Raw genomic sequence first — 19,673 nt, 5'->3', positions numbered from 1 at the left:
CATCTGAAGATATTTTAGCTGTTAACGAAGTAACATTGACTAATAAAATCAAGGAATTATGTAAAAGTCGTTCAATAAGATGGGCAAAGGAAAAAGCCCAACAACTTAAGGAAGCAGCAGCAAAGAATCCGTTTCAAAAGACACTATATCATAGTCATTTACTGAGTCTTAGTATGTATATTAATATGCTTCTTCAATACAAAGAGCATCTATCAGAGTTGGAGGCTGAGATAGATACTCTCGCAAAGGAAATTGAAGAATATAAGATTATCCAATCTATCCCTGGTATCGGAGAAAAAATCGCTGCAACGATCATTTCAGAAATTGGGGAGATAGACCGGTTTAATCACCAAAAAAAACTTGTCGCATTCGCTGGAGTGGATCCAGAGGTGTTTGAATCAGGTAAATTTAAAGCTACTCTGGTTCGTATTACAAAACGTGGGTCAAGTAGGTTGCGGCACGCCTTATATATGGCTGTTCGCTCTGGGATCCGTGATTGTCGTAAGCAGAAAACAACTGATGAAATTATCCCTAGAAACAAGAGATTAAGAGCGTTTTATGATAAAAAGCGTGAGGAAGGCAAACTTTATAAAGTAGCCGTTATTGCTTGTGTAAATAAGCTCTTACATTGGATCTATGCCATATTAAAAAACAGAACTACTTTCCAAGATATAGCCTAATTAAGATTTCCAGCTAAATAAGACAAAACCTTCCAATCATCAGTTAGCGGAAGGTTATTTGGCATGCTTATTTTTAGTATATCATGGCTAAATATTATTTTTTATTGAAAAATATTGACAAACTATTAGCTGGTTTAGCTGAATAAGAAAGCCACCAGTCGGTATTAGTTAATTTAATAAATTTAATATAATCATTAACAAAATGGATAATGAAATGAAACCTATCATAAAGTATCCAAAGTATTTTAATTGTTTTGGTAGCTTGTTTATCTTAGCATTAGAAGGGTTACTAGCATTTCCTTCAATCTCGTTAAAATGGTCTATTGCATCATTAAATGGTTTATTCTCATCCTTCATACAACCACCCCTTTACTAAATAATAACATTATTCAGTCCTCTGTACTGGGATTTTTTGTATTATTTTCCTAAACTAACCTGCTCCGTTAGCGGAACAAGAAAAAAGGATCGCCGCAGCCATCCCGATCTTTAACTCTTGCAACCGTTAGCATAAGTACAATGTTTCACAAACTTATTTTTGAAAAAGTAATTTTTAAATTTTGGCTTTGTTAAATAGTATTGTTGTTTTTCAGGTATAAAATATGGGAACGTCCGATTTGGACGTTCCAGTTCTTATCCCATTAAAGCCCCCTATAATGGAATAACTGTAAAGCTAATGAAGATTTTTTAAAAGCTGCGTTTCGCTGCCCAAGCTCCTTGCATTTTACTAAGGAATACAATTTGCCCAATATGATAGGCGTCGTGCATTGCTAAACTCTTTAGTTCAATCATTAATGGATTGTCTTCAGGGATTTCTCTATACAAATCTTCTAGTTCTGATGTTGCTAGTATTTTTTCTAGTTCACGATGAACATAAAAGTATTCTTGTTTTGTTTTCTGCCAATTTTGAGACGTCTCAGTTGGTAATCGATATGTAGCGTCATTATTTTCTGCCTGTGGTTCATTTGTTGTTTCACCAAGAAATCGTAACAGAATTCTTTTTTCAAAGAAAAGCAAATGACAAACTAATTCCCAAATGGAATGTGCCCCCACAACTGGTTTCCAAATTGCCTGTTCAAAAGTGATATCCTCTAGCACTTTTTCAAGTGGTGGAAACCAGTCTTCTTGATCTAAGCAGCTTGCCCATTGCTGTAACAAAAGTGTCCTTACCTCCATTTTCTATTACCTCCAATTTTAATCCCTTTAATAGATAATCATTTTAGTCAAGATTCATTTGAGTTGTATTTTCTATTCAAACTTACCTTCCCTCAACCAATATTTTAAAGTAGAATCCCCATCCACTTACACAAATTTTAAGAAATATCAGTCAAATAAGAAATACCATATTTCCCCTTAAAATGCTCGATTTATTTGTCGAAAACCAAAATTTTCATTTAATTTCTTTTTCAACTAACCTGCCCCTTTAGTTCAACAAGCAAAAATGACCGCCGCAGCGATCATTTGCCAGAAAGTGGTCTTTCACTCACAAACCGGTTTTTTTAAGAACAATTTTTCACAATCTTATAGCCAACTCGTACACGCTTATTGAGAAATACGCTCGTACTGACTGTGAATCAGCTTTCGAACCAACTTCAAAACCGCCAACAGTATCAGGAATATGAACGGATAAAGAACTGCAGAGTACCAAATTTTCCATTGATTGTAATAAAAGTATCCAGATTTGTCCGCTAACCACTCATAAACTACGGCGAAAACCGAGCACCCTATGATGTACCAAAATTTCTGTGCAACATTCTTCATGTACTGATAGTAATTCAGAAAAATAGCGTTAGCTGCAGGATAAATGCCGAATATGACAATTAAAGATCCCCATTGAGGACCTTTCTGGAAGTAGCCGTACCAATCGAGTTTTAGGTCTAAATAGATGTTCACTATCAGCTCAAAAACGCATGCAAACATACAAGTTGCGAATATCTCAGTTTTAGTCAGCTTCATAGGCATTAACCAGAACACGGTATTAAGTACAATAACCGTTAGTATTAAGAACCACACTTCACCTCACGTCCTTCACTATATTTTCCAACAGAATCGAATAATTCATTCGCCAAATAGCCATTACACAGTGGGATTCTTTTGTGCTTATTCAAGTAACCTGCCCCGTTAGTTGATCAACAACAAAAAAGAGCTGCCGCCGCAACTCTCTCTCTTCAAGTCAAGCACCCTAAAGTTTAAGTACATTTCTACACAAACTTGATTTCAAGAATTTACCTATTCTCCTTTGAACACGGGCTTTCTCTTCTCAGCAAAGGCTTGAACCCCTTCCTGAACATCTTTGGTACCAAAACATTGTTTAATAAAAGCGTACTCTTGTTTTAAAATGGTTGTTAGATCAGTGTCAGGGCTTGCAGCAAGCAATCTTTTAGAAAGCGTCATTGCTACCGGCGGTCCTGCCGCTAATTCCCTTGCAAAATCCATCACTTGTTCCTGAAATTCTTCATTAGGGAATATCCCGTTCACCAATCCAATTCGTTCTGCTTCTTCAGGGTAAATGTCCCGACCGGTTAAGATCAATTCGGCAGCCTTTGCCTGCCCGACCAACCGCGGTAAAAAATAACTCATTCCCGCATCGGGGCTGAGACCGCGGCGAATGTACCCAGCAGTTACCCTTGCGTCAGAAGACATGAAGCGGATGTCACAAGCCAGAGCCAGCGCGAGTCCTGCACCAGCCGCAATCCCATTGATCGCCGCAATAACTGGCTTATCACAATAAACAATCCCCAAAGCTTGATGACCAACCCAACCCAATTGATCTAATTTTTGATAACGGGATTGAGCGTCTGGATTTCTCTTCGCATAATCGGTCAAATCAAGACCTGCACAGAATCCTCGTCCACTTCCAGTAATTACTATGACACGGACATCATCGTCAGCAGAAGCCTCCTTAATTGCTTGGATAATCTCGGAGCTAAGTTTATCATTGACGGCATTAAGACGTTCAGGTCTGTTTAGTGTCAGTGTACGAACCCCATCCTTTGTTTCAATAATCATATGTTCCAACTTTTATTCCTCCTCAATAATTTGATTTTTAAATTTATTTACTATTCCGACTATTTTCAATATAACACTCTACTCAAATGCTTGTCACATTTAATTTACTGATATAAAGAAAAAATAGATATATGACGAAATTGTAAAGTATATGAAATAAATAAGCATAACAACCGTCCTTCATATACCTTTTCCCTATGAAAATTCTTTAAAAGGCAGCAGTGAATAAAAGACTGATTAACTGAAAAAAATGTAATAACTATGTTTTGAGGAGATGTTAAAAATGGCATTTGAGGAAGGACTCGCTCAATCAGAAAAAGCCTATAACCAGCTCACTGAGGTAAGTTCTTTATTTGCAAAAGCAGTGACAGAAGATTTTTTCTTTACATGGCAATGGTGGTTTGGAGTGGCCCTATTTGTAATCCCATGGATTGTTTGGATTATATTTAGGAAAAAAGATAGCACAGGACGTCTTCTTTTAGCAGGCTTCTTGACCATCATATTGTCACTTACGATAGATCTTGCGGCCTTATCACTAGGGTTATGGTCTTACCCAATGGTAATCATTCCTCTAGCACCCTTTCTATTTTTACCCTATCACTTCTCTATAGCACCAGTTGGGATTATGTTCGCTCTACAAATAAAGCCAAAAATGAATTCCTTGTTAAAAGGAGTCATATTTGCAGCAATTGCTGCTTTTGGAGGAATGAATTTCTTTAACGCGATCGACTTCTATAACCCTAAAAATTGGTCCACTTTATATGATTTTATTATTTTTTTAACTCTTTACTATGTCGCTTATGCGGTTACAAAGATGGAAAGCTATTCTAAATTAGATAAGGGATAAACAATATTTGTTACGACATAAAGGCGAGATGAATTAAGGAGTCATTTATTGCAACTTCAGTTACTTTTATTTCCTTACAATACTTATAGTTGCACTAGACGGCGAAAGGAACTTCTTTTCTCCAACGGAAAAAACAGATTTTTGACGTTTTATTTCTGCATATTGAAGTACCTTGCCTTTATTTAGAAAAACCAATAGATATATATCGTCCCTCTTATCAATATCACTTGGGTCTTTAAAATGGACATCTAATTGTTCATCGATACTTTCTTGAGTTGTATAAGGTGGAAAGATAAAGGCTTTGTCCCAGGTGAAATTAGCCAAAGATGTTATATCTATTTCACTTTTACTTTTGTTTTCCACTACTGTATGAATAGACTCTTCTAATTTTTTACTCTGTCGTACATTACTGTCACTAAATCCTACTAACAAATATAAAGAAAAAATAACAATTATAACTTTTTTCAATTTAAATCCCCTTTTCTCAATTATTTCCCCATTGTTTTCTCCTTAGAAATTTAATAGCTCTTTTCTAATCACTATTTTACCATTTCATTCTTCCGCTAACCTGCTCCTTTACTTTTTAAAGTATGCCACCAAATTGGCAAGCAACGTGTAAGGGCGTGTACGATATCCAAAACGTAAACAGCTACCCCAGCCACTTAAAAAAGTAGATGGATCGCTTTAACGGCGTTTCAACATTTTTTGGCTTGGTTTCGTTACTTAGACAGCAGGAATATGAGAATACAGCATCGAATAAGAAAAATATGTTGGTGAAATCATGCCTGTTTTCTGTGACCGACACGAATGACAATCTTCGGCTTTCTGCTTATAATTGTTAATAGATTAGCAATCAAAATCCCTCATGAACAAAGGAGAACTAAAAATGAGAAAACTTGTTCTATTTCTGCACGCATCTCTTGACGGTTTTGTAGAAGGTCCGAACGGTGAAATGGACATTGGCTGGGTTTCATACGATGCTGACTTGGAGAAACACGCGAGAGAAATTCTGAGTACTGCCGACACTGTCATATGGGGACGTGAGACTTATCAGATGATGCACAGTTACTGGACAGCTGTGCCATCGGACCCCTCAGCCTCGCACCATGAACTGAATCATGCCGAGTGGATCGAAAAGACACCCAAAATCGTTTTTTCCACGACGCTGGAGAAAGTAGAATGGAACAATTCCAGACTGGTGAAAGAAGATGTCGAGAAAGAGATCAAGAACCTCAAACAGCAGCAAGGCAAGGATATGGTCATCCTCGGCAGTCCTAGGTTAGCACACTACCTTATGCAGCTTGGTTTAATAGATGAGTATAAAATTACGGTTTCTCCCGTCCTGATCGGCAGCGGGTTGCCGTTATTCCAAGGTCTCCAGGAGAAGGTCAATCTTAAACTTATTGAAAACAAGACATTTGAGTCTGGAGCCATAGCCCTAGTTTACCAGACGGTTAGATGACCTTGTCTCCTAAAACAGATTACGACAGATACGATAGCTCAATAAGCCGCCTCTTCAACAAGGCGGTTTTCTTATCTTTAAGGTCAACATCAGGATTTAACATACCTTTTTTAAATAAATTTGTCTTTTTATTGTACTATTCTGCCCCCGTTAGCTCAGCAAGAAAAAAGACCGCCGCAGCGATTCATCTTTAACTCAAGCACCCGGTAGTGAAGCTACTACAAACTCTCTGGCAAGTGATGTTTATACATTTCTAATGCATTTGTATTTTCTTCTAAAACAGCCACAATTTTGGGATGAGGCTTAGCAAAGATAACTGGATAATCCTTTTCATCAAGTTCTTCATTAATGGAAAAAGCTAATTTTTCTTCTTCAATTGAAAATTGAGCAGCAATTCCCTCTTTATTTCCACGAGCATCAACCCTAATCCATTTATTAAGTGATTCAAGGAAGATAGCATTTAAAGCGTGAATACAATACCCTTTTTCTGGGGTATCAAATAACATCAATCTTTGATAACAAAAACCAATTGGTATTTCCTGTGAACGTAATAAAGACGCTAAGAGGTGTGATTTGGCATAGCAAATTCCCTCTTTAAAGTATAATACTTCCGAAGCATTACAAGTAACTCGCTTCGATTGAATATCCCAAGAATGAGAAATTTCATCACGAACAAATTTATAAGCTATTCTTGCTTTTTCAATTTCCGTTTGAGATGGATTAAAAAGTTCATCTGCTTTCTTTTTTATAATTGGATTAGAAAAATTAACTTCGTTTAATTCGAGTAAATAGTCATCTAGTTTTTTCGACTCACATACCAAATTCATATATACTTCTCCCCTCAACAAAATGCATAAATATGTATATATAAACATTATTTTACGATTTTTATTAGTTGGATCACAATCTTTGTTAGGTATTCTAGGAATTTTTGAATAAATTTTTTCAGTTTTTTATATTGACTTAAACCTCGGTTTAAGTCGTATGATAGACCTGTCGACGAAAGATGAAGAAACAATTTGGAGGTCTCCAGATGAATTACTGTTCAATTAGCGAAGCCGCAGCCAAATTCAATTTACCACAATCAACGTTACGTTATTATGAAAAAAAAGGCTTACTACCATTTATCCAGCGTGATGAAGCAGACAGACGGTTATTTTCAGATTATCAAATGGCGCTCTTTGAAATAGTGCTGTGTTTAAAAAACACGAATATGCCGATTAGCAGTATTAAGCAATATATGGACTGGGTTATTGAAGGTGACCCTACCGTTGAAAAAAGACTCGAAATGATGATGCAACACAAACAAACCGTGCTAAATGAAATTTCATTAATGACAGAATCCCTAAAAGGAATTGACTTCAAAATTGAACGCTATACAAAACAAATTCAGGAAAGAAAACAGGATGAGTACTGAAGGAAATAGTAAAAAAGGGAAAAGAGGAACTATAATGAAACTTTCAGGAAATACAATATTGATAACAGGTGGAAGCACTGGAATAGGATTGGCTTTCGCGGAACGTTTTATAAAGGCTGGGAATACAGTCATTGTCTGTGGACGACGTGAAAAGGTACTCCAAAACGCGAAAGAAAAACTCCCAAACCTAATTACTCGTATAAGTGATTTGACTATTGAATTTGAACGTGCAGCATTGTTTGACTGGGTAACATCCAACTATCCGGATGTGAATGTTTTAATTAACAACGCAGGAATCCAACAAAGTTTTAACGTGTTAAAGGCGGATTCAAAGAAAGATTGGGGTTATTTCAGTAAAGAAATCTCAACAAATCTAGAAGCACCGTTCCAACTCTCTATGTTATTTGCTCCATTTTTTGCAAATAAAAAAGAGGCAACTATTATTAATGTGACATCTGGGTTAGCTTTTACTCCATTTGTAATTGCACCTATCTATTCAGCAACGAAAGCAGCGCTCCATTCCTTTACAGTGAGTCTCAGACACCAACTTTCTGACACATCCATAGAAGTCATTGAAGTTGCTCCTCCAGCGGTGAATACAGATTTTTTAAACGGTGCAGGTCTGCCTGGAGAACCATTAGATGCATTCGCAGATGGCATTTTCAAAGAATTAGAAGAGGGTAAAAACGAAATCGGATATGGTACATCTGTGAATCGCTTACGTATGTCACGGGATGAAATCGACGAATACGTCGAGAAAAGTTACCAAGCAACAAAGAACTTAATTTAGTAACCACCGCTTGTGAAGAGTTACTCAATTATTTGAATGCTTTTCAGAAAATCATTTATTTAAGAAGAAAGTAGTTTTTTAATGGACCATAATGGGTTATAAAAAACTGCACCTCCATTGTTAGTTTTGTGTCTAACAATGGAGGTGCAGTTCAAATTATCCTGCCCCGCTACTTTTAAATAGTCCATAATCGCATGGGAGTAGTCATAACCCCATTTATTCACCTACTAAGCCATCACCATCTCGATCATCCATATATTTATAGAGCCATGAATCGCGCGTAATTGGCATTTTAAAGCCAGCAGCTTTGGCTTCAGCGATCGTAACAATTCCGTTATGATTGGTATCCACTTTACTAACATCTTCATTACTATTTTCCGTATCGTTTGCAGGTACATTGTCTGTTTTCGTTGGGGTACTGCTCGTACCCGTCGTTTTCCCTAAATTTTTGTTCACTTCATCTGGGTTTACATTGTCAAATTCATCTGTAATGGATCTGCCGTGAATTTTGTATGTGAATTTATAATGGTTAGGAATTTGCGTCTGAGTATTTGGATATTTAATCACTGCTACGAAATCCGTACAACCTCCTGCATCTCGAATCACTTTTTCCATATAAGCTTGATCACCGTGCCTATTGAGAATACTGTCCTGAGGTGTAATATTATATGCGTTTGATACTCCCCCAAGCGAGTCAGCAATCACATGTCCTTTATCCAAGGTTGGACTCTCTGTACCAGGAACATTTGCTTCATCGGAGTAATATCTACCTGATGACAAAACATGATCAGTTTTCGGATTTTGAAGTGTTATTTTTTTCGCTTCAACACGAATTAGCTGGCCGTACTCATTTGTATACGCCCAATATTCCCGATTTCCAAATCCGACATCTACTTTGACATTCGGCTGTCTATATCCTGACATATCCCCGCCGTTTACTTCAATTAGGGTATATTTGCTGTAATCAAATCCGTCCGTTGTACCTGTTGCCTTTAAAGTGCTAGATGCAGGAACACTTTTGTTGGGTTCACTATCACTCGCTGGTTTTTCTGTGTCATTGGCAGAAGTACTCTTATTTGCTTCAACAGTCTTAGAAACCGTGCTCGTTGGGGAAGTATCTTCAGCTATTTTTCCGCAACCTGCAAATACAGTTATTAAAATCACAGTAAATAAAATCAAAAATATTCTTTTGTTCAAACTTCTGCACACCTTTCTCATGTTTACACTAGACAAATCTTATTTAACAATAACACATTTTGATCTTTTGTTGGAATATATCTATCGTTGGTATTAAATCCTTATTTAACTAACTACCCCTTTATTTGAATAATAAAAAAAGTAGCCGAAGCCACTCAGTGTTTTGCTCTTGCCCTCTTTAGCTTAAGTAAAATTTTTCACAGAGTCATTCAAAGGGGACGTTAATTTATTTATCTTGGTCATGGAGACTGTGCTTTTAATAGGTTTCTAGAGTATGCTTGTATTAACTCATAAAACGACATTTTATCGTACTTTTTTCTAAGTCTTTCTTTTTCATTTTGAGAAACTTGTTTAAAGTATTGGAAATTGCTAAATGTATAATCTTCTAAGGTAGGTACTTCGATTCCCTTTGGTCTATATACCTGAATAAAAATTTCTTGAGATTTGACAAATGTTTTTAATAGTTCACACCAAATTTCCACATCTATGTTTAGTTCAATAGCTTGGATTGCGAACTCTGAAAATAAAAATTCGTCTGAGGAGTCTGGCTGTCCTTGTCCAGGATATTTTGTTCCTCTAATTTCACCGTTGGAAAATAATTCATAGCATTCATGAAATCGATGGAAATTTGACTGATCATGAAAACCATTAAAAAATTCTTTATATAATTGTAATAGCTTATTTGAGAGATATTGGATATCATCTATAGCAGCATTAGGCAATTCAGTATGTTTAGGAATTCTTCCACCTTCTTTGGAAGCTAACCCACGTTTCAAAAGACGTGCCAAAAGTATAGTGTAAACATCATTAATAACTTGTATTCGCCTAGTCTTCTCCTCTTTTGATAATTGAATATTGTTATTAATTAGCATTGGATGAAATTGGTTTTCATATTCTTCGAAAAATTCCTGAAACTGAACAATGGAGAAATCAAGATTTTTTATCGAGTTCTGTAGTAAAAAACCTCCAATGTCATTCTCATTAGCAGAGGTTAAATAAAATTTAAGATATCGTGCATTTTCAAAGCCAATTTGTACCCAACTATTTATACAGTCATTCGGAGTATATTGTGGAAGATTATTTTGAGGTCCATATTGAAGGTAAGATTGATTTGTAAATGTTGGTACACAATATAATGTATTATACGCATTTCGAGAAAGGTATCCTCCTAAATAATGGTTATCCCAATATGTCAGGAAAAATTTAAAATAAAAATCGTTAGATAAACCTACTTCAATCCATTTATTCATGTATTTTTGGGGTATATATTGAGGAAACCCTTGATCATATATGTTAAATTCATTAATCAAGATTATCCTGCTCCTTAAATTAATTGTAACTGTTTACTATATTTTGAGTATTTGCATGTCAAACGCAGACGTTTAGCTACAGGCTGATACGTGCATCAATTTTGCCCTATTTTTAATTCCTACCTAAGTTTTATGACTTGTAACGAGAATTAATACCCATTTTTCCTATTAATGTACCGTCGTGTTCAAACCTGCATATTTCAGGTTGAACATTTAGTGTAAGTACATCTTTTCACATTTAATTTAAATCAACCTGCAAATATAGCTAATCAAATACGTTTCATGAAATCCTTTTTCGGTGGGCACATGAAACTGGACAATTTTAAAAAATCAGAAGTAACAATATATAATGTCTTCTAGTTTGATTACCCTTTTTTTAATTAGTTACGAAAAAAAGCCGATATTATGCAACTCTGTATAAAAGCTGCATTTTCGGCTTTAAAGATTTTATCCTATCCGTTAAAGAAGATTGGCTTTTCGTTACATTAACGAGCCTCTCTAATTAAAAATTATTGGAAAGGTAAATGTAACGAAAGCTGCCCAAAGTCCGTAGACCGGCAAATACTTAGTAACGGCATCTTGGATTGCTGAAGGTCCGGATTTGTTTTGAAGAAAACGCATATAGGAGAACATAATCCAAATTAGATTTGCCCAGATAAGTATGTTTACTCCTAAAACAGCAAGTCTATTTGGCGTAATCCCATAAGAAGAAAGTCTGAACACGATGGCTGACAAAGCCACACTGTCAATGATAAGCGCAAGAACAATTAAGGCTAAATTTATATAATCTGAAATGTTCTTTTTGTCGTCAGAATCGCTTTCGGTGATGGAAAATATGGTAACGGCCAATACACCAAGGAGTATTCCATTGAAAGCGATCAGGAAATCGCGGTCCATGAATGGATTTTTTCCAACCCATATAACCGTTACAAGATAGGCCAACAATGTGACCAGGACGAGTGGACTAAAAATTTTAGCTATATATGGTGTAATATTCTTAGCAAGTTTAAGATTCATTGATACCAGGTTTGCGGCCACAATAGCAAGAGCTGCAGCACCAAATAAAATGACATTACTAAAATAGAAGTCTTCTATATCCAAGCCAACAAACCTAAATAACTGCATGGTTAATGCTGCTAGCACCATTCCGCTAACGGCCATGCTTGCGTAAAGAATACAAAATTCCAAATTAAATTTAATATAGCCTAATCTTGCAATGCCTTTTGAATATTCATTTCCTGTAAATGCAAGCCCTACCAATACCCATAAAAATATGGGAAGGTGCAAATAAGCAAGGATAGTACTGTCTTTATCATTTAATGGCAGCATATTAAGATAAAACACAGAAATGAGGAACAACGCGGCAAGGGAATAAATAACACTTTTTTTTGGTTTATTTTTGTAAACAAAATAGGCAGCAATAAAGGGAATTATACCAAAAGTCAGGTTAATTGGAGCAATTGCTTCCAGTTTGACAAAATGGAAAATGAGCCTGGTGCTTATCCCGGCCAGAATGGCTAAAATGCCCATTACTAGGAAACATTTTTGAAACAAGGAAGATTTTTCTGTATTTTCCTTCTCCTTGAAATGCAATCTTTCATACCAAACGCCAAGAACCTGAGAATCAGGATTTTGTTCCCATGCGTGTGAGAATGATTTTTTAAAAGCTTTTGGGTCTTTTCTATACATTCTCTCCAGCTCATGAGGATTAGACATATTTTCAATAATCAAATTGTTAATTTCCATCGTTATACCTCCTTTAATCATCGTTATCTAAAGTTTCCTCTACAATATTTAACTGTCTTCATCACTTTTGTATTCTAAAATATCTCCTGGCTGACATTCTAAAGCCTTACAAATTGCCTCTAAAGTGGATAATCGAATCGCTTTTGCCCTGCCATTTTTTAATATAGAAAGGTTCGCCATTGTTATTCCAACCTTCTCAGAAAGTTCTGTTACGCTCATTTTCCTTTTTGCTATTGATTTTGATTTTAATACATAATTTATCGTTTTACAATAAATTATTATTAATTATAATAATATTTTTGTTGTATTGTTGTTTTTCAAAGCAAAAAAGCATTTCTCCATCAAAGAAATGCTTTGTAAGTTTTAACTATTAAATTTATAACTTGTACAACTACCTGCCCCGTTAGTACAACAAGAAAAGGGGAACGCCGCAGCATCCCCATCTTTAACGCTAGCAACCATTACAGTAATAACGTAAAGCAAAACTACTTTAATGAACCTTCACACGGTTAGTAACATCATTTATGTTAAATATCCAAAAACATATAAGTAAAATAAGGTAAATATTATTGATAGAAAAATTCCCCATAACGGATTTTTAAAATGAATTCTAAGCATGGAAAACATTGAAAAGTCAAAAAATATTGTCCATTTTAATTTCCATCCATGAAAATAGTTGATATGGTCAAAACTTAGCAGCAATAATTCCACTATTATTAATGCCAATACCCATTTTATTATATAAATGCATTTCTTAAGGAAACTTTCCTCTGGAAAATTTGACAGATAAATAATTGTATACAAAGGATTTATAAGAAATGTGTGGCACAAATGAATTGCAATATGGCTATTGAAGAAAAAGTCATGAGAACTGAATTTCCATAAATGAAACTTGTCTAAAGCAAATAATTTATATAGGAGACTCATTGCCACAATATAAATCATGGTAGGATAATAGCGTTGCCATTCCTTCCAATTTGCCCACCTTAAAGATATAAGTATAAGAGTGACCCCAATTGTAAAATGCAACCTTATGTCTCTTCCTCTCATAAATGAAAAATTAATATTTAATTATTATCTCCATTTACATAACGCAAATTACATATTTTTACAATTTTTCCTGTTAGCGCAAGAAGAAAGCCGCCAAAAGGCGGCTGATCTTAAACTATTGCACCCTAAAGTTTAAGTACATAACTTCGCAATCTTGTTACCAAAACATGCATTTTTTTTGCTTAATAACGTTCAATTTAAACGAAGAACAAATAAGTCGGGGTTGTAGCAACAGTCCCACATGATGTACCCGTTAGCTGTAGAAGGATCAACAGTACTTCATTCTGTCCACTCCATCAATGTGTTCACTATTATTTTTCTATAATTAAGGACATAATGTATGTAAAAAGGTGTGTTCCAAATGGATTTCCCCACGATACATACTAATTTTTGGGATGCTGTAATTGCAGTCCCATTAATAATGATTTTTACTGAAATACTAAAAGTGATTCTGAAGGTCCCAAAAAAGTTTGTACCGTCTATTGCTCTTATTTTGGGATTATGTATTTCAATTTTTATAAGTCACAGACATCATCTAGTAGCAGGTATTTTTATGGGGTGGTTCTATGGATATGCTGCTATAGGTTCTTACGCGTCATTAAAAACAGCCTTATTATCATTTAGGCGTGGAAGAAACGATAAATAATTTTTAATGGCATCCTTTTTCAACAACTTAATATTACTAGGCTACCCCAATAGGATAGCCTTTTTTAATTTGTGGTTAGAGTAAGAATATCTACATTCCTCGAAAGGTCAAAACATAATTCAACAGAATCATTAATAAATTGTTGATGCTTAATAACAGGCATTTTATATTCTCCTTTATAAGCACTTTCTAACATCATAATAATAATTCACCGAAGTCAATATTAACTACATTTTCTTAAGCTAACCTGCTTCATTAGCTCAAAAAGAAAAATGACCGCCGCAACGATCATCATCTTTAACTTAAGCCCCTTTTGAATTTACCTTCAAGTCTTACGACTGCTGGCTCTTTAACGCTCTTCTAACTTTCCTTGCAAAAACTAATGGATCTTCAACAGATTCGATATTCACGTAAATCAAATTAGGATGATCAAAAAACCACTCATTGTGTACGGATGAAACTATTATTCCTTGTTTAAGAATGGAAGCAACAAAATTCTCGACTTCTATTTGCAAGAGTGCAACCCTACCTAAGCATAATGCTCGTCCAGTCTGATCATTTCTTGATTCAAATGAGAAAGAAGAGGTTACTCTGAAACGTTCTCCTAAAATTATTGCTTTTATTTCATTTCGATTTATGGTTGCTACGCATTTTCCACCCGCAAAACCCTCTTGCCCACCGATAATTCTAGCAAACTCTTGACAAATTGATTGATCATTATTCACAGCTATTCATCTCCTCCCTAGTATTACTAGGATATGAATAAATGAAAAGCTCTGATACGGACATGCATCTATTTCAAAATATAAATACGATTTTCAACGGGACGCAAAAGCCGTAGGTGTGGAAATATCCTAAATTTCTACATTGTCATCAAATTCATTAGCAACATAAAGAGTGGTACCTGTAATCGCCAATCTTAATTTTATTTAGTTAATTTCTTATACAGTCTTGGGTTAAAAGGTCAAACTATGAGGAAAAGAATTAAAAAAAATATAGCACCTGTACCACTGAAATATGTGAAAAGGCGAATTCCTCTAGTAAATTTATTCAACGGTTCAGGCAGGAAGAAACCCAAAAATAAACTAGTGCCAAATATAACAATTAAAGATGGAAGAACCTTTAAACAATGGTCTTTAATACCCTTTCTTTCAAATTGGCCCATTGAAAGTTCAACTAATTTATAAATTAAGAATAGATAAATAAACCCTATAGCTACGCTACCAATGAAATATATCACTTGTTTCCTCCTCCCCGTTAAAGGTCTCTAAGAAAATAATTGATACCTAAATTTACCATAAAATTCCTTCTAAATCGGATTTATTTAAAATGAGGTTTTTCAAGACGATCCTAATTCCTCTAACCTGCTTCGTTCGTTCAATAAGAAATAAGCAGCAAAAGAGATGCTGGATTTTTAACAAAGCACTATTTAATTGAACTTAAATAATCGTTGATTCTTTGCAATATTTCGGCATATAATTCCTTAAACGCCTCTGTAGCTCTAGAAGGGAAGAGCGCCGGAAAACAATTGTAGCCACCGGGTCGCAAGGCAAAGGTTTCAGAAGCACCGAAAAGCAAATTAGCTGAAGCAGGTGAAATTCCTGTTGGTGAAATTCCGTAGGGAAGCGTGTTGCCCTTAGCCTATGCTTACGAAAGGAGTGCGGGTTCGAATCCCGTCAGAGGCATTACTCAAACTGCACCATATTCCCTCAAATACGATATTAAAGAGAGAAGGATTTTCATCTTTTCTTGTTCCACTAACCTGCTTCGATAGTGGAACAAGAAAAAAGAGTTGCCGCAGCAACCCATTGTTCAACTCTAGCACCATCCTATTTTTTAAAGGATTTATAATACTCATACCCTAAGATTAATAACCCTATTAACGTAATCAAAACTCCTAAAATAAATGGAATACCCAGAAATAAAGTATCTACAGCTTCTTCGCCATATTGCTTTGCCCCAAAAATCGCAAACCACAATTTCGACTTTCCAGACCATTGTGTAATACTTGTAGCATAAATCGCACCCACAAAGACCATTGATAAAGTAACCAACAAGCCACCCAGCATCACAAATCCACCAATATCATATCATTTAAATTGCCTATTTTTCACTTAAGTTATGAATAAACAGGCTATTTCCTTAGGACAACTTCATCCAGTGATACATATTCATGCAGTGTAAATATATCTAATTATTTTAAGGAGGAGAATTTTTTATGGATAAGGACATCATTAAAAATTTTATAGGTAGTGTAATCAGGGTTGATCGAGGCGGACCAGAATCCAGAATTGGGAAGTTAATGTATGCAGGTGACGATCATATCGCCCTTCTCACGGAAGATGATGGAGTCGTTTATTACAACACTCATCATATTAAAAGTTTAACAGAAAATATGAAGGGGCAGATGGAATTCAACATTGAAGTTCCTAAAGATTTCGAATTTAAAAAAGCCGCCAATTTCCAAGAACTGCTTGAAGCATTGAAATTTCAATGGGTAAAAATTAATCGTGGCGGTCCTGAGAAGTTAGAGGGGGTACTCAGTGATGTAACTAAAGATTTTGTTTCTTTGATCAATAAAGAGGAAATCGTTCGCCTTTCTTTGTTCCACATTAAAAATATTAGTCATGGAGTAAAAATTGAAAAGGCTGAAGAAGTAAATTCTTATAACCAATCAAGTAACAAAGCTGAAAGCCAGTCAACTAGCCAATCAAAAATGGCTAAATCAGAAAAACAACAGTCACGTCAAAAAGTTGTAAAATCAAACGATTACAGTCGAAATAAAAAAAATAAGACCAAAAATTAGCGCAAAGGTAACTTCGCAATAAAGATCTGTTGTAGATGATGAAAGTGTACTATCAGATCGCTATTCCACAATGGAAGAGTCTTACGAAATTATTCTAAAACCAACCAAAATTAAGTTTTTTAAAGATCCTCACGTTACAGGGTTCACAGAGGTGTTGAATGAATGGGACACTGTCAGGAAATGAGCCTGTCAGTTCCCCATCATTCATTTTTTCAAAAATAATATCCTAGGTTTTAATATTGGTGGTATTCTTTACTTCCCTAGACTATTCTTTCTTCAGCTAACCTGCTTCGTTAGCTGAACAAGGAAAAGATCGCCGAAGCGATCTCATCTTGAACTCTTATCCCCGTTAGCTTTATTAACATTTTTGTATCCTTTTTTAATAAATAGTAAGATCACTTGTTGGATGAAAATAAGGATTGCCCCTAACATTAAAACTAATTTCGGTCTTTCAATACCTTCAGCAAAGAAGTAAATACTGGTTATACCAATAATTAATATAAATAAACAAAAAATTGTTACTATTATTTTAGTTTTTTTCAAGATTATCTCCCAATTAATTTATTATTTAGGTTGAATTTTTCTTCGTATTTTTAGCTAATTAAAGTACTCTAAAATATTTAAACCCTCGGATGCCTCTGGAGCTTCAAAAAATTTGGTAACATGAATAAACACCGCTTCCGTGTCAAAAGCTGCTCTTTCGGGTTGTTCGTTACGCCTTTGTGCAATTTGACGTAAGCATTGCTCGTTATTTAAATTAAGGAAAATTAGTTGATGGCTTGCACTGACCTCTGTGGCCATATCCAAAAACCACTTTCGTAGTTTTTGAGTGTTAGCTGGAAAATCCATCACTACATCTGTACCGACACTTAATATGTTTTGGACATGCTTTTTTACCAAAGGCTTGAGCTGCGCTGAGAATTTTAGATAGTCTTCAAATGATGCAATCTGATTGGGATAAAGAGATGAAAGCCATTCATCCTCAGACAACAGTACCGCATGTTTATCTATCGCCAATTGATTTGATTTAGTTGATTTTCCAGCTCCCATTTTTCCACAGAAAAAGTATAACGTCCCCAATTGTTTCATATATTTTAACCCCCTGCGCTTATTTAAGTTTAAAGTTTAAACTTTTTACCCATAGATATTCTCTTCTTATTAATATTTAGACCTTAAGATTTATATCCAATTTACTATTCTACCAATTTTATTTATATTCCTTCTTTAACAAACCGGCTTCGTCACATTAAGAAAAGAGCTGCCGCAACATCTTGTTCAATCAAGAACTTTTTATTAGGAATAGAAAATCAACTATCGTTAACATCCCTATTTGACAGGGATCATACGTGTCCATATTTTTAATAATAGTTTAAAAATCCAATAAAAGAAAAAAAAGTTAAATACTAAGCCAAATGAGGTAAAAGTAAACAACCATCCCCCCCGATAAACTAAACCTTCAGCAGGAAAACCAAAGTAAAAATACCCAAAGTCATTATCAACTCGATAACCAATTGCTGGAATTAAAGCGAAAATAATAATTGTAAAAAGACTTAATATGGATAACCGTTTTTTAATTCCAATTATCTTACCTTTGAGGCTTAATAATGCAAATATTATTAAGGCATTTGATCCAAGTCCCAGGATAAAAGTAATTACATTTAACATCTGTTCCATTAGAAACCACCTCTGATCGAATATGGCTAATTTCTCCATTTTACCCTAATTCCAAATTATTTGGAATATTACGTTAAATAATCTTAAGTAACTAACCTGTAATAGGAAAAAAGGATCGCCGCAGCCATCCCAATCTTTAACTCTTGCACCCGTTAGCTCAACAACACTAATTTTTCATTTAGCTTTTAAAACCTTTTAAAAACAAACTAAAAATAACTAAAATATATATTCAACCTCAAAGTCGGGTGAAACTAAGTCCATTTTTACTAAATCCCAATCAAAAGTTAGAATTGCAGATTGTTTTGATTTATGCGAAAGGAGGCGTTTGCCATTCTTAATAATAAGACTTTCAGCTTCCCAAAAGGTAACAGACTCATCTTCACCAGTACGATTACAAACAAATAAACATAATCCAGTATCTATCGATCTTTGTTCCCACTCACCATTGGGTCCGTATAGCCCTGGACCCCAAGCCGACGGGGCAATTAGGATCTCTGCTCCCTTAGATAAAAATGTGTCTGCAATATTTTTATTGTAGGCATCTGCACATATTAAAACACCGATTTTAACATTTCCCATATCTATTGGCTCAGTGATAGCACCAGAAGTAGACCAATCATCTATAATACTTGTGATCTTCCTTTGTTTTCCTATTAATTGACCATCCCGGTTTATGACAAATACTGAATTATAAAGCTCACCACTATCTGACTTTTCAGGACAACCAAGAAATACATAAGTATTTAAAGACTGAACCAATGTTAAAAAGTTCGTCATCCATTCATCTGGTTGCTGTTTTATCCAATCTGTTCCAATCTCTTGAGAAAATTGCAAGCCACTAACCGCTAATTCTGGAGTTATAATCCAGTCTACATTTTTATTTGCTGCTTTTTTAACTGCTTTTTCAATAAGACTTTGATTTTTTTTTATATCACCTGCGATTGGTAGCAAGTGCAATAAAGCTACTCTTAATTTAGTCAAATCAATTCCCCCTATTAGATATTAAAATTATATCATTCTGTTTATATCTCTAAGTTATAAT

General features: G+C 35.0%; 25 protein-coding genes and 1 pseudogene. 8 read left to right on the top strand and 18 right to left on the bottom strand.

What is annotated here, in order from left to right:
• The coding region (locus tag PH210_RS05740; RefSeq protein ID WP_289983741.1) for an IS110 family RNA-guided transposase at positions 1–680 on the top strand (680 nt) is incomplete at its 5' end.
• A 168-nt stretch (positions 681–848) separates the two neighbouring features.
• On the opposite strand, the gene PH210_RS05735 is transcribed toward PH210_RS05740, so the two are convergent.
• The 4 genes from PH210_RS05735 to PH210_RS05725 form a co-directional block, all read right to left on the bottom strand.
• Positions 849–1,037, bottom strand: coding sequence for a hypothetical protein (locus PH210_RS05735; RefSeq protein WP_289983740.1), 189 nt, complete (start codon positions 1,035–1,037; stop codon positions 849–851).
• A 327-nt stretch (positions 1,038–1,364) separates the two neighbouring features.
• Positions 1,365–1,853 (bottom strand): DinB family protein, encoded by a 489-nt coding sequence (locus PH210_RS05730; RefSeq protein ID WP_289983739.1) that lies wholly within the window; start codon positions 1,851–1,853, stop codon positions 1,365–1,367.
• 366 nt (positions 1,854–2,219) lie between these two features.
• On the bottom strand, positions 2,220–2,633 hold the full coding sequence (locus tag PH210_RS29725; protein WP_354669959.1) for a CBO0543 family protein: 414 nt from the start codon (positions 2,631–2,633) through the stop codon (positions 2,220–2,222).
• A gap of 273 nt (positions 2,634–2,906) precedes the next feature.
• Positions 2,907–3,686 (bottom strand): enoyl-CoA hydratase/isomerase family protein, encoded by a 780-nt coding sequence (locus PH210_RS05725; protein WP_289983800.1) that lies wholly within the window; start codon positions 3,684–3,686, stop codon positions 2,907–2,909.
• A gap of 283 nt (positions 3,687–3,969) precedes the next feature.
• Between PH210_RS05725 and PH210_RS05720 the strand changes: the two genes are divergently transcribed.
• Positions 3,970–4,533, top strand: coding sequence for a CBO0543 family protein (locus PH210_RS05720; RefSeq protein WP_289983738.1), 564 nt, complete (start codon positions 3,970–3,972; stop codon positions 4,531–4,533).
• A gap of 66 nt (positions 4,534–4,599) precedes the next feature.
• On the opposite strand, the gene PH210_RS05715 is transcribed toward PH210_RS05720, so the two are convergent.
• The gene (locus tag PH210_RS05715) at positions 4,600–5,001 is read right to left on the bottom strand and encodes a hypothetical protein (protein ID WP_289983736.1); all 402 of its coding nucleotides are present in this window, start codon (positions 4,999–5,001) and stop codon (positions 4,600–4,602) included.
• Positions 5,002–5,150: 149 nt separating this feature from the next.
• Between PH210_RS05715 and PH210_RS05710 the strand changes: the two are divergent.
• Positions 5,151–5,307: pseudogene (locus PH210_RS05710) on the top strand (IS1595 family transposase); the annotation flags it as partial.
• Positions 5,308–5,419: 112 nt separating this feature from the next.
• Positions 5,420–5,995, top strand: coding sequence for a dihydrofolate reductase family protein (locus PH210_RS05705; RefSeq protein WP_289983735.1), 576 nt, complete (start codon positions 5,420–5,422; stop codon positions 5,993–5,995).
• A gap of 218 nt (positions 5,996–6,213) precedes the next feature.
• On the opposite strand, the gene PH210_RS05700 is transcribed toward PH210_RS05705, so the two are convergent.
• Positions 6,214–6,822, bottom strand: coding sequence for a transglutaminase-like domain-containing protein (locus PH210_RS05700; protein ID WP_289983733.1), 609 nt, complete (start codon positions 6,820–6,822; stop codon positions 6,214–6,216).
• Positions 6,823–7,028: 206 nt separating this feature from the next.
• Between PH210_RS05700 and PH210_RS05695 the strand changes: the two genes are divergently transcribed.
• Both PH210_RS05695 and PH210_RS05690 read left to right on the top strand, forming a co-directional pair.
• The gene (locus PH210_RS05695) at positions 7,029–7,412 is read left to right on the top strand and encodes a MerR family transcriptional regulator (RefSeq protein WP_289983732.1); all 384 of its coding nucleotides are present in this window, start codon (positions 7,029–7,031) and stop codon (positions 7,410–7,412) included.
• A 34-nt stretch (positions 7,413–7,446) separates the two neighbouring features.
• Complete coding sequence (locus PH210_RS05690) at positions 7,447–8,202, top strand: SDR family oxidoreductase (RefSeq protein WP_289983730.1); 756 nt, start codon at positions 7,447–7,449, stop codon at positions 8,200–8,202.
• 216 nt (positions 8,203–8,418) lie between these two features.
• Here PH210_RS05690 and PH210_RS05685 read toward each other — a convergent pair whose 3' ends face one another.
• The 5 genes from PH210_RS05685 to PH210_RS29720 form a co-directional block, all read right to left on the bottom strand.
• Positions 8,419–9,399: a DNA/RNA non-specific endonuclease gene (locus PH210_RS05685; RefSeq protein WP_289983729.1), complete on the bottom strand. Its 981-nt coding sequence runs from the start codon at positions 9,397–9,399 to the stop codon at positions 8,419–8,421.
• 239 nt (positions 9,400–9,638) lie between these two features.
• Positions 9,639–10,709: a hypothetical protein gene (locus tag PH210_RS05680; RefSeq protein WP_289983726.1), complete on the bottom strand. Its 1,071-nt coding sequence runs from the start codon at positions 10,707–10,709 to the stop codon at positions 9,639–9,641.
• 498 nt (positions 10,710–11,207) lie between these two features.
• Positions 11,208–12,455: a DUF4153 domain-containing protein gene (locus tag PH210_RS05675; RefSeq protein ID WP_289983725.1), complete on the bottom strand. Its 1,248-nt coding sequence runs from the start codon at positions 12,453–12,455 to the stop codon at positions 11,208–11,210.
• Between the two features lie 48 nt (positions 12,456–12,503).
• Complete coding sequence (locus PH210_RS05670; protein ID WP_289983797.1) at positions 12,504–12,716, bottom strand: helix-turn-helix domain-containing protein; 213 nt, start codon at positions 12,714–12,716, stop codon at positions 12,504–12,506.
• Positions 12,717–12,977: 261 nt separating this feature from the next.
• Positions 12,978–13,505 carry a CBO0543 family protein gene (locus PH210_RS29720; RefSeq protein WP_354669958.1) on the bottom strand — a complete coding sequence of 176 codons (528 nt, stop codon included), beginning with the start codon at positions 13,503–13,505 and terminating at the stop codon, positions 12,978–12,980.
• 361 nt (positions 13,506–13,866) lie between these two features.
• Here PH210_RS29720 and PH210_RS05665 point away from each other — a divergent pair, with 361 nt between their 5' ends.
• Positions 13,867–14,151 (top strand): hypothetical protein, encoded by a 285-nt coding sequence (locus tag PH210_RS05665; RefSeq protein ID WP_289983724.1) that lies wholly within the window; start codon positions 13,867–13,869, stop codon positions 14,149–14,151.
• A 332-nt stretch (positions 14,152–14,483) separates the two neighbouring features.
• Here the strand turns inward: PH210_RS05665 and PH210_RS05660 are convergent, their stop codons facing one another.
• The 3 genes from PH210_RS05660 to PH210_RS05650 form a co-directional block, all read right to left on the bottom strand.
• Entirely contained in the window at positions 14,484–14,876 is a 393-nt protein-coding gene (locus tag PH210_RS05660; protein WP_483312084.1) for a DUF1259 domain-containing protein, read from the bottom strand.
• A 239-nt stretch (positions 14,877–15,115) separates the two neighbouring features.
• Entirely contained in the window at positions 15,116–15,391 is a 276-nt protein-coding gene (locus PH210_RS05655) for a hypothetical protein (protein ID WP_289983722.1), read from the bottom strand.
• Positions 15,392–15,980: 589 nt separating this feature from the next.
• Positions 15,981–16,220, bottom strand: coding sequence for a hypothetical protein (locus PH210_RS05650; RefSeq protein WP_289983721.1), 240 nt, complete (start codon positions 16,218–16,220; stop codon positions 15,981–15,983).
• A gap of 149 nt (positions 16,221–16,369) precedes the next feature.
• Here PH210_RS05650 and PH210_RS05645 point away from each other — a divergent pair, with 149 nt between their 5' ends.
• Positions 16,370–16,957 (top strand): hypothetical protein, encoded by a 588-nt coding sequence (locus PH210_RS05645; protein WP_289983718.1) that lies wholly within the window; start codon positions 16,370–16,372, stop codon positions 16,955–16,957.
• A gap of 327 nt (positions 16,958–17,284) precedes the next feature.
• Here the strand turns inward: PH210_RS05645 and PH210_RS05640 are convergent, their stop codons facing one another.
• The 4 genes from PH210_RS05640 to PH210_RS05625 form a co-directional block, all read right to left on the bottom strand.
• Entirely contained in the window at positions 17,285–17,500 is a 216-nt protein-coding gene (locus tag PH210_RS05640; protein WP_289983717.1) for a hypothetical protein, read from the bottom strand.
• A 54-nt stretch (positions 17,501–17,554) separates the two neighbouring features.
• A complete protein-coding gene (locus PH210_RS05635; protein ID WP_289983716.1) occupies positions 17,555–18,046 on the bottom strand; it encodes a P-loop nucleotide/nucleoside kinase family protein in 492 nt (163 codons plus the stop codon).
• A 237-nt stretch (positions 18,047–18,283) separates the two neighbouring features.
• Positions 18,284–18,631 (bottom strand): hypothetical protein, encoded by a 348-nt coding sequence (locus PH210_RS05630; RefSeq protein ID WP_289983715.1) that lies wholly within the window; start codon positions 18,629–18,631, stop codon positions 18,284–18,286.
• 216 nt (positions 18,632–18,847) lie between these two features.
• Positions 18,848–19,612 (bottom strand): carbon-nitrogen hydrolase family protein, encoded by a 765-nt coding sequence (locus tag PH210_RS05625; RefSeq protein ID WP_289983714.1) that lies wholly within the window; start codon positions 19,610–19,612, stop codon positions 18,848–18,850.
• Positions 19,613–19,673: the final 61 nt, after the last annotated feature.

This window comes from Paenibacillus sp. BSR1-1 (assembly GCF_030403775.1).
Taxonomy (GTDB): Bacteria; Bacillota; Bacilli; order Bacillales; family Cytobacillaceae; genus Neobacillus.
The sequence above is the reverse complement of the archived record's forward strand: the minus strand, read 5'-3'. Positions and strand labels throughout refer to the sequence as shown.

Coding starts and splice junctions, on each gene's coding strand:
- PH210_RS05700 (WP_289983733.1), bottom strand. CDS start 6,822: ATGAATTTGGTATGTGAGTCGAAAAAACTAGATGACTATTTACTCGAA.
- PH210_RS05650 (WP_289983721.1), bottom strand. CDS start 16,220: ATGCTGGGTGGCTTGTTGGTTACTTTATCAATGGTCTTTGTGGGTGCG.
- PH210_RS05630 (WP_289983715.1), bottom strand. CDS start 18,631: ATGGAACAGATGTTAAATGTAATTACTTTTATCCTGGGACTTGGATCA.
- PH210_RS05665 (WP_289983724.1), top strand. CDS start 13,867: ATGGATTTCCCCACGATACATACTAATTTTTGGGATGCTGTAATTGCA.
- PH210_RS05635 (WP_289983716.1), bottom strand. CDS start 18,046: ATGAAACAATTGGGGACGTTATACTTTTTCTGTGGAAAAATGGGAGCT.
- PH210_RS05720 (WP_289983738.1), top strand. CDS start 3,970: ATGGCATTTGAGGAAGGACTCGCTCAATCAGAAAAAGCCTATAACCAG.
- PH210_RS05705 (WP_289983735.1), top strand. CDS start 5,420: ATGAGAAAACTTGTTCTATTTCTGCACGCATCTCTTGACGGTTTTGTA.
- PH210_RS05725 (WP_289983800.1), bottom strand. CDS start 3,686: ATGATTATTGAAACAAAGGATGGGGTTCGTACACTGACACTAAACAGA.
- PH210_RS05675 (WP_289983725.1), bottom strand. CDS start 12,455: ATGGAAATTAACAATTTGATTATTGAAAATATGTCTAATCCTCATGAG.
- PH210_RS29725 (WP_354669959.1), bottom strand. CDS start 2,633: ATGAAGCTGACTAAAACTGAGATATTCGCAACTTGTATGTTTGCATGC.
- PH210_RS05695 (WP_289983732.1), top strand. CDS start 7,029: ATGAATTACTGTTCAATTAGCGAAGCCGCAGCCAAATTCAATTTACCA.
- PH210_RS05690 (WP_289983730.1), top strand. CDS start 7,447: ATGAAACTTTCAGGAAATACAATATTGATAACAGGTGGAAGCACTGGA.
- PH210_RS05735 (WP_289983740.1), bottom strand. CDS start 1,037: ATGAAGGATGAGAATAAACCATTTAATGATGCAATAGACCATTTTAAC.
- PH210_RS05730 (WP_289983739.1), bottom strand. CDS start 1,853: ATGGAGGTAAGGACACTTTTGTTACAGCAATGGGCAAGCTGCTTAGAT.
- PH210_RS05645 (WP_289983718.1), top strand. CDS start 16,370: ATGGATAAGGACATCATTAAAAATTTTATAGGTAGTGTAATCAGGGTT.
- PH210_RS29720 (WP_354669958.1), bottom strand. CDS start 13,505: ATGAGAGGAAGAGACATAAGGTTGCATTTTACAATTGGGGTCACTCTT.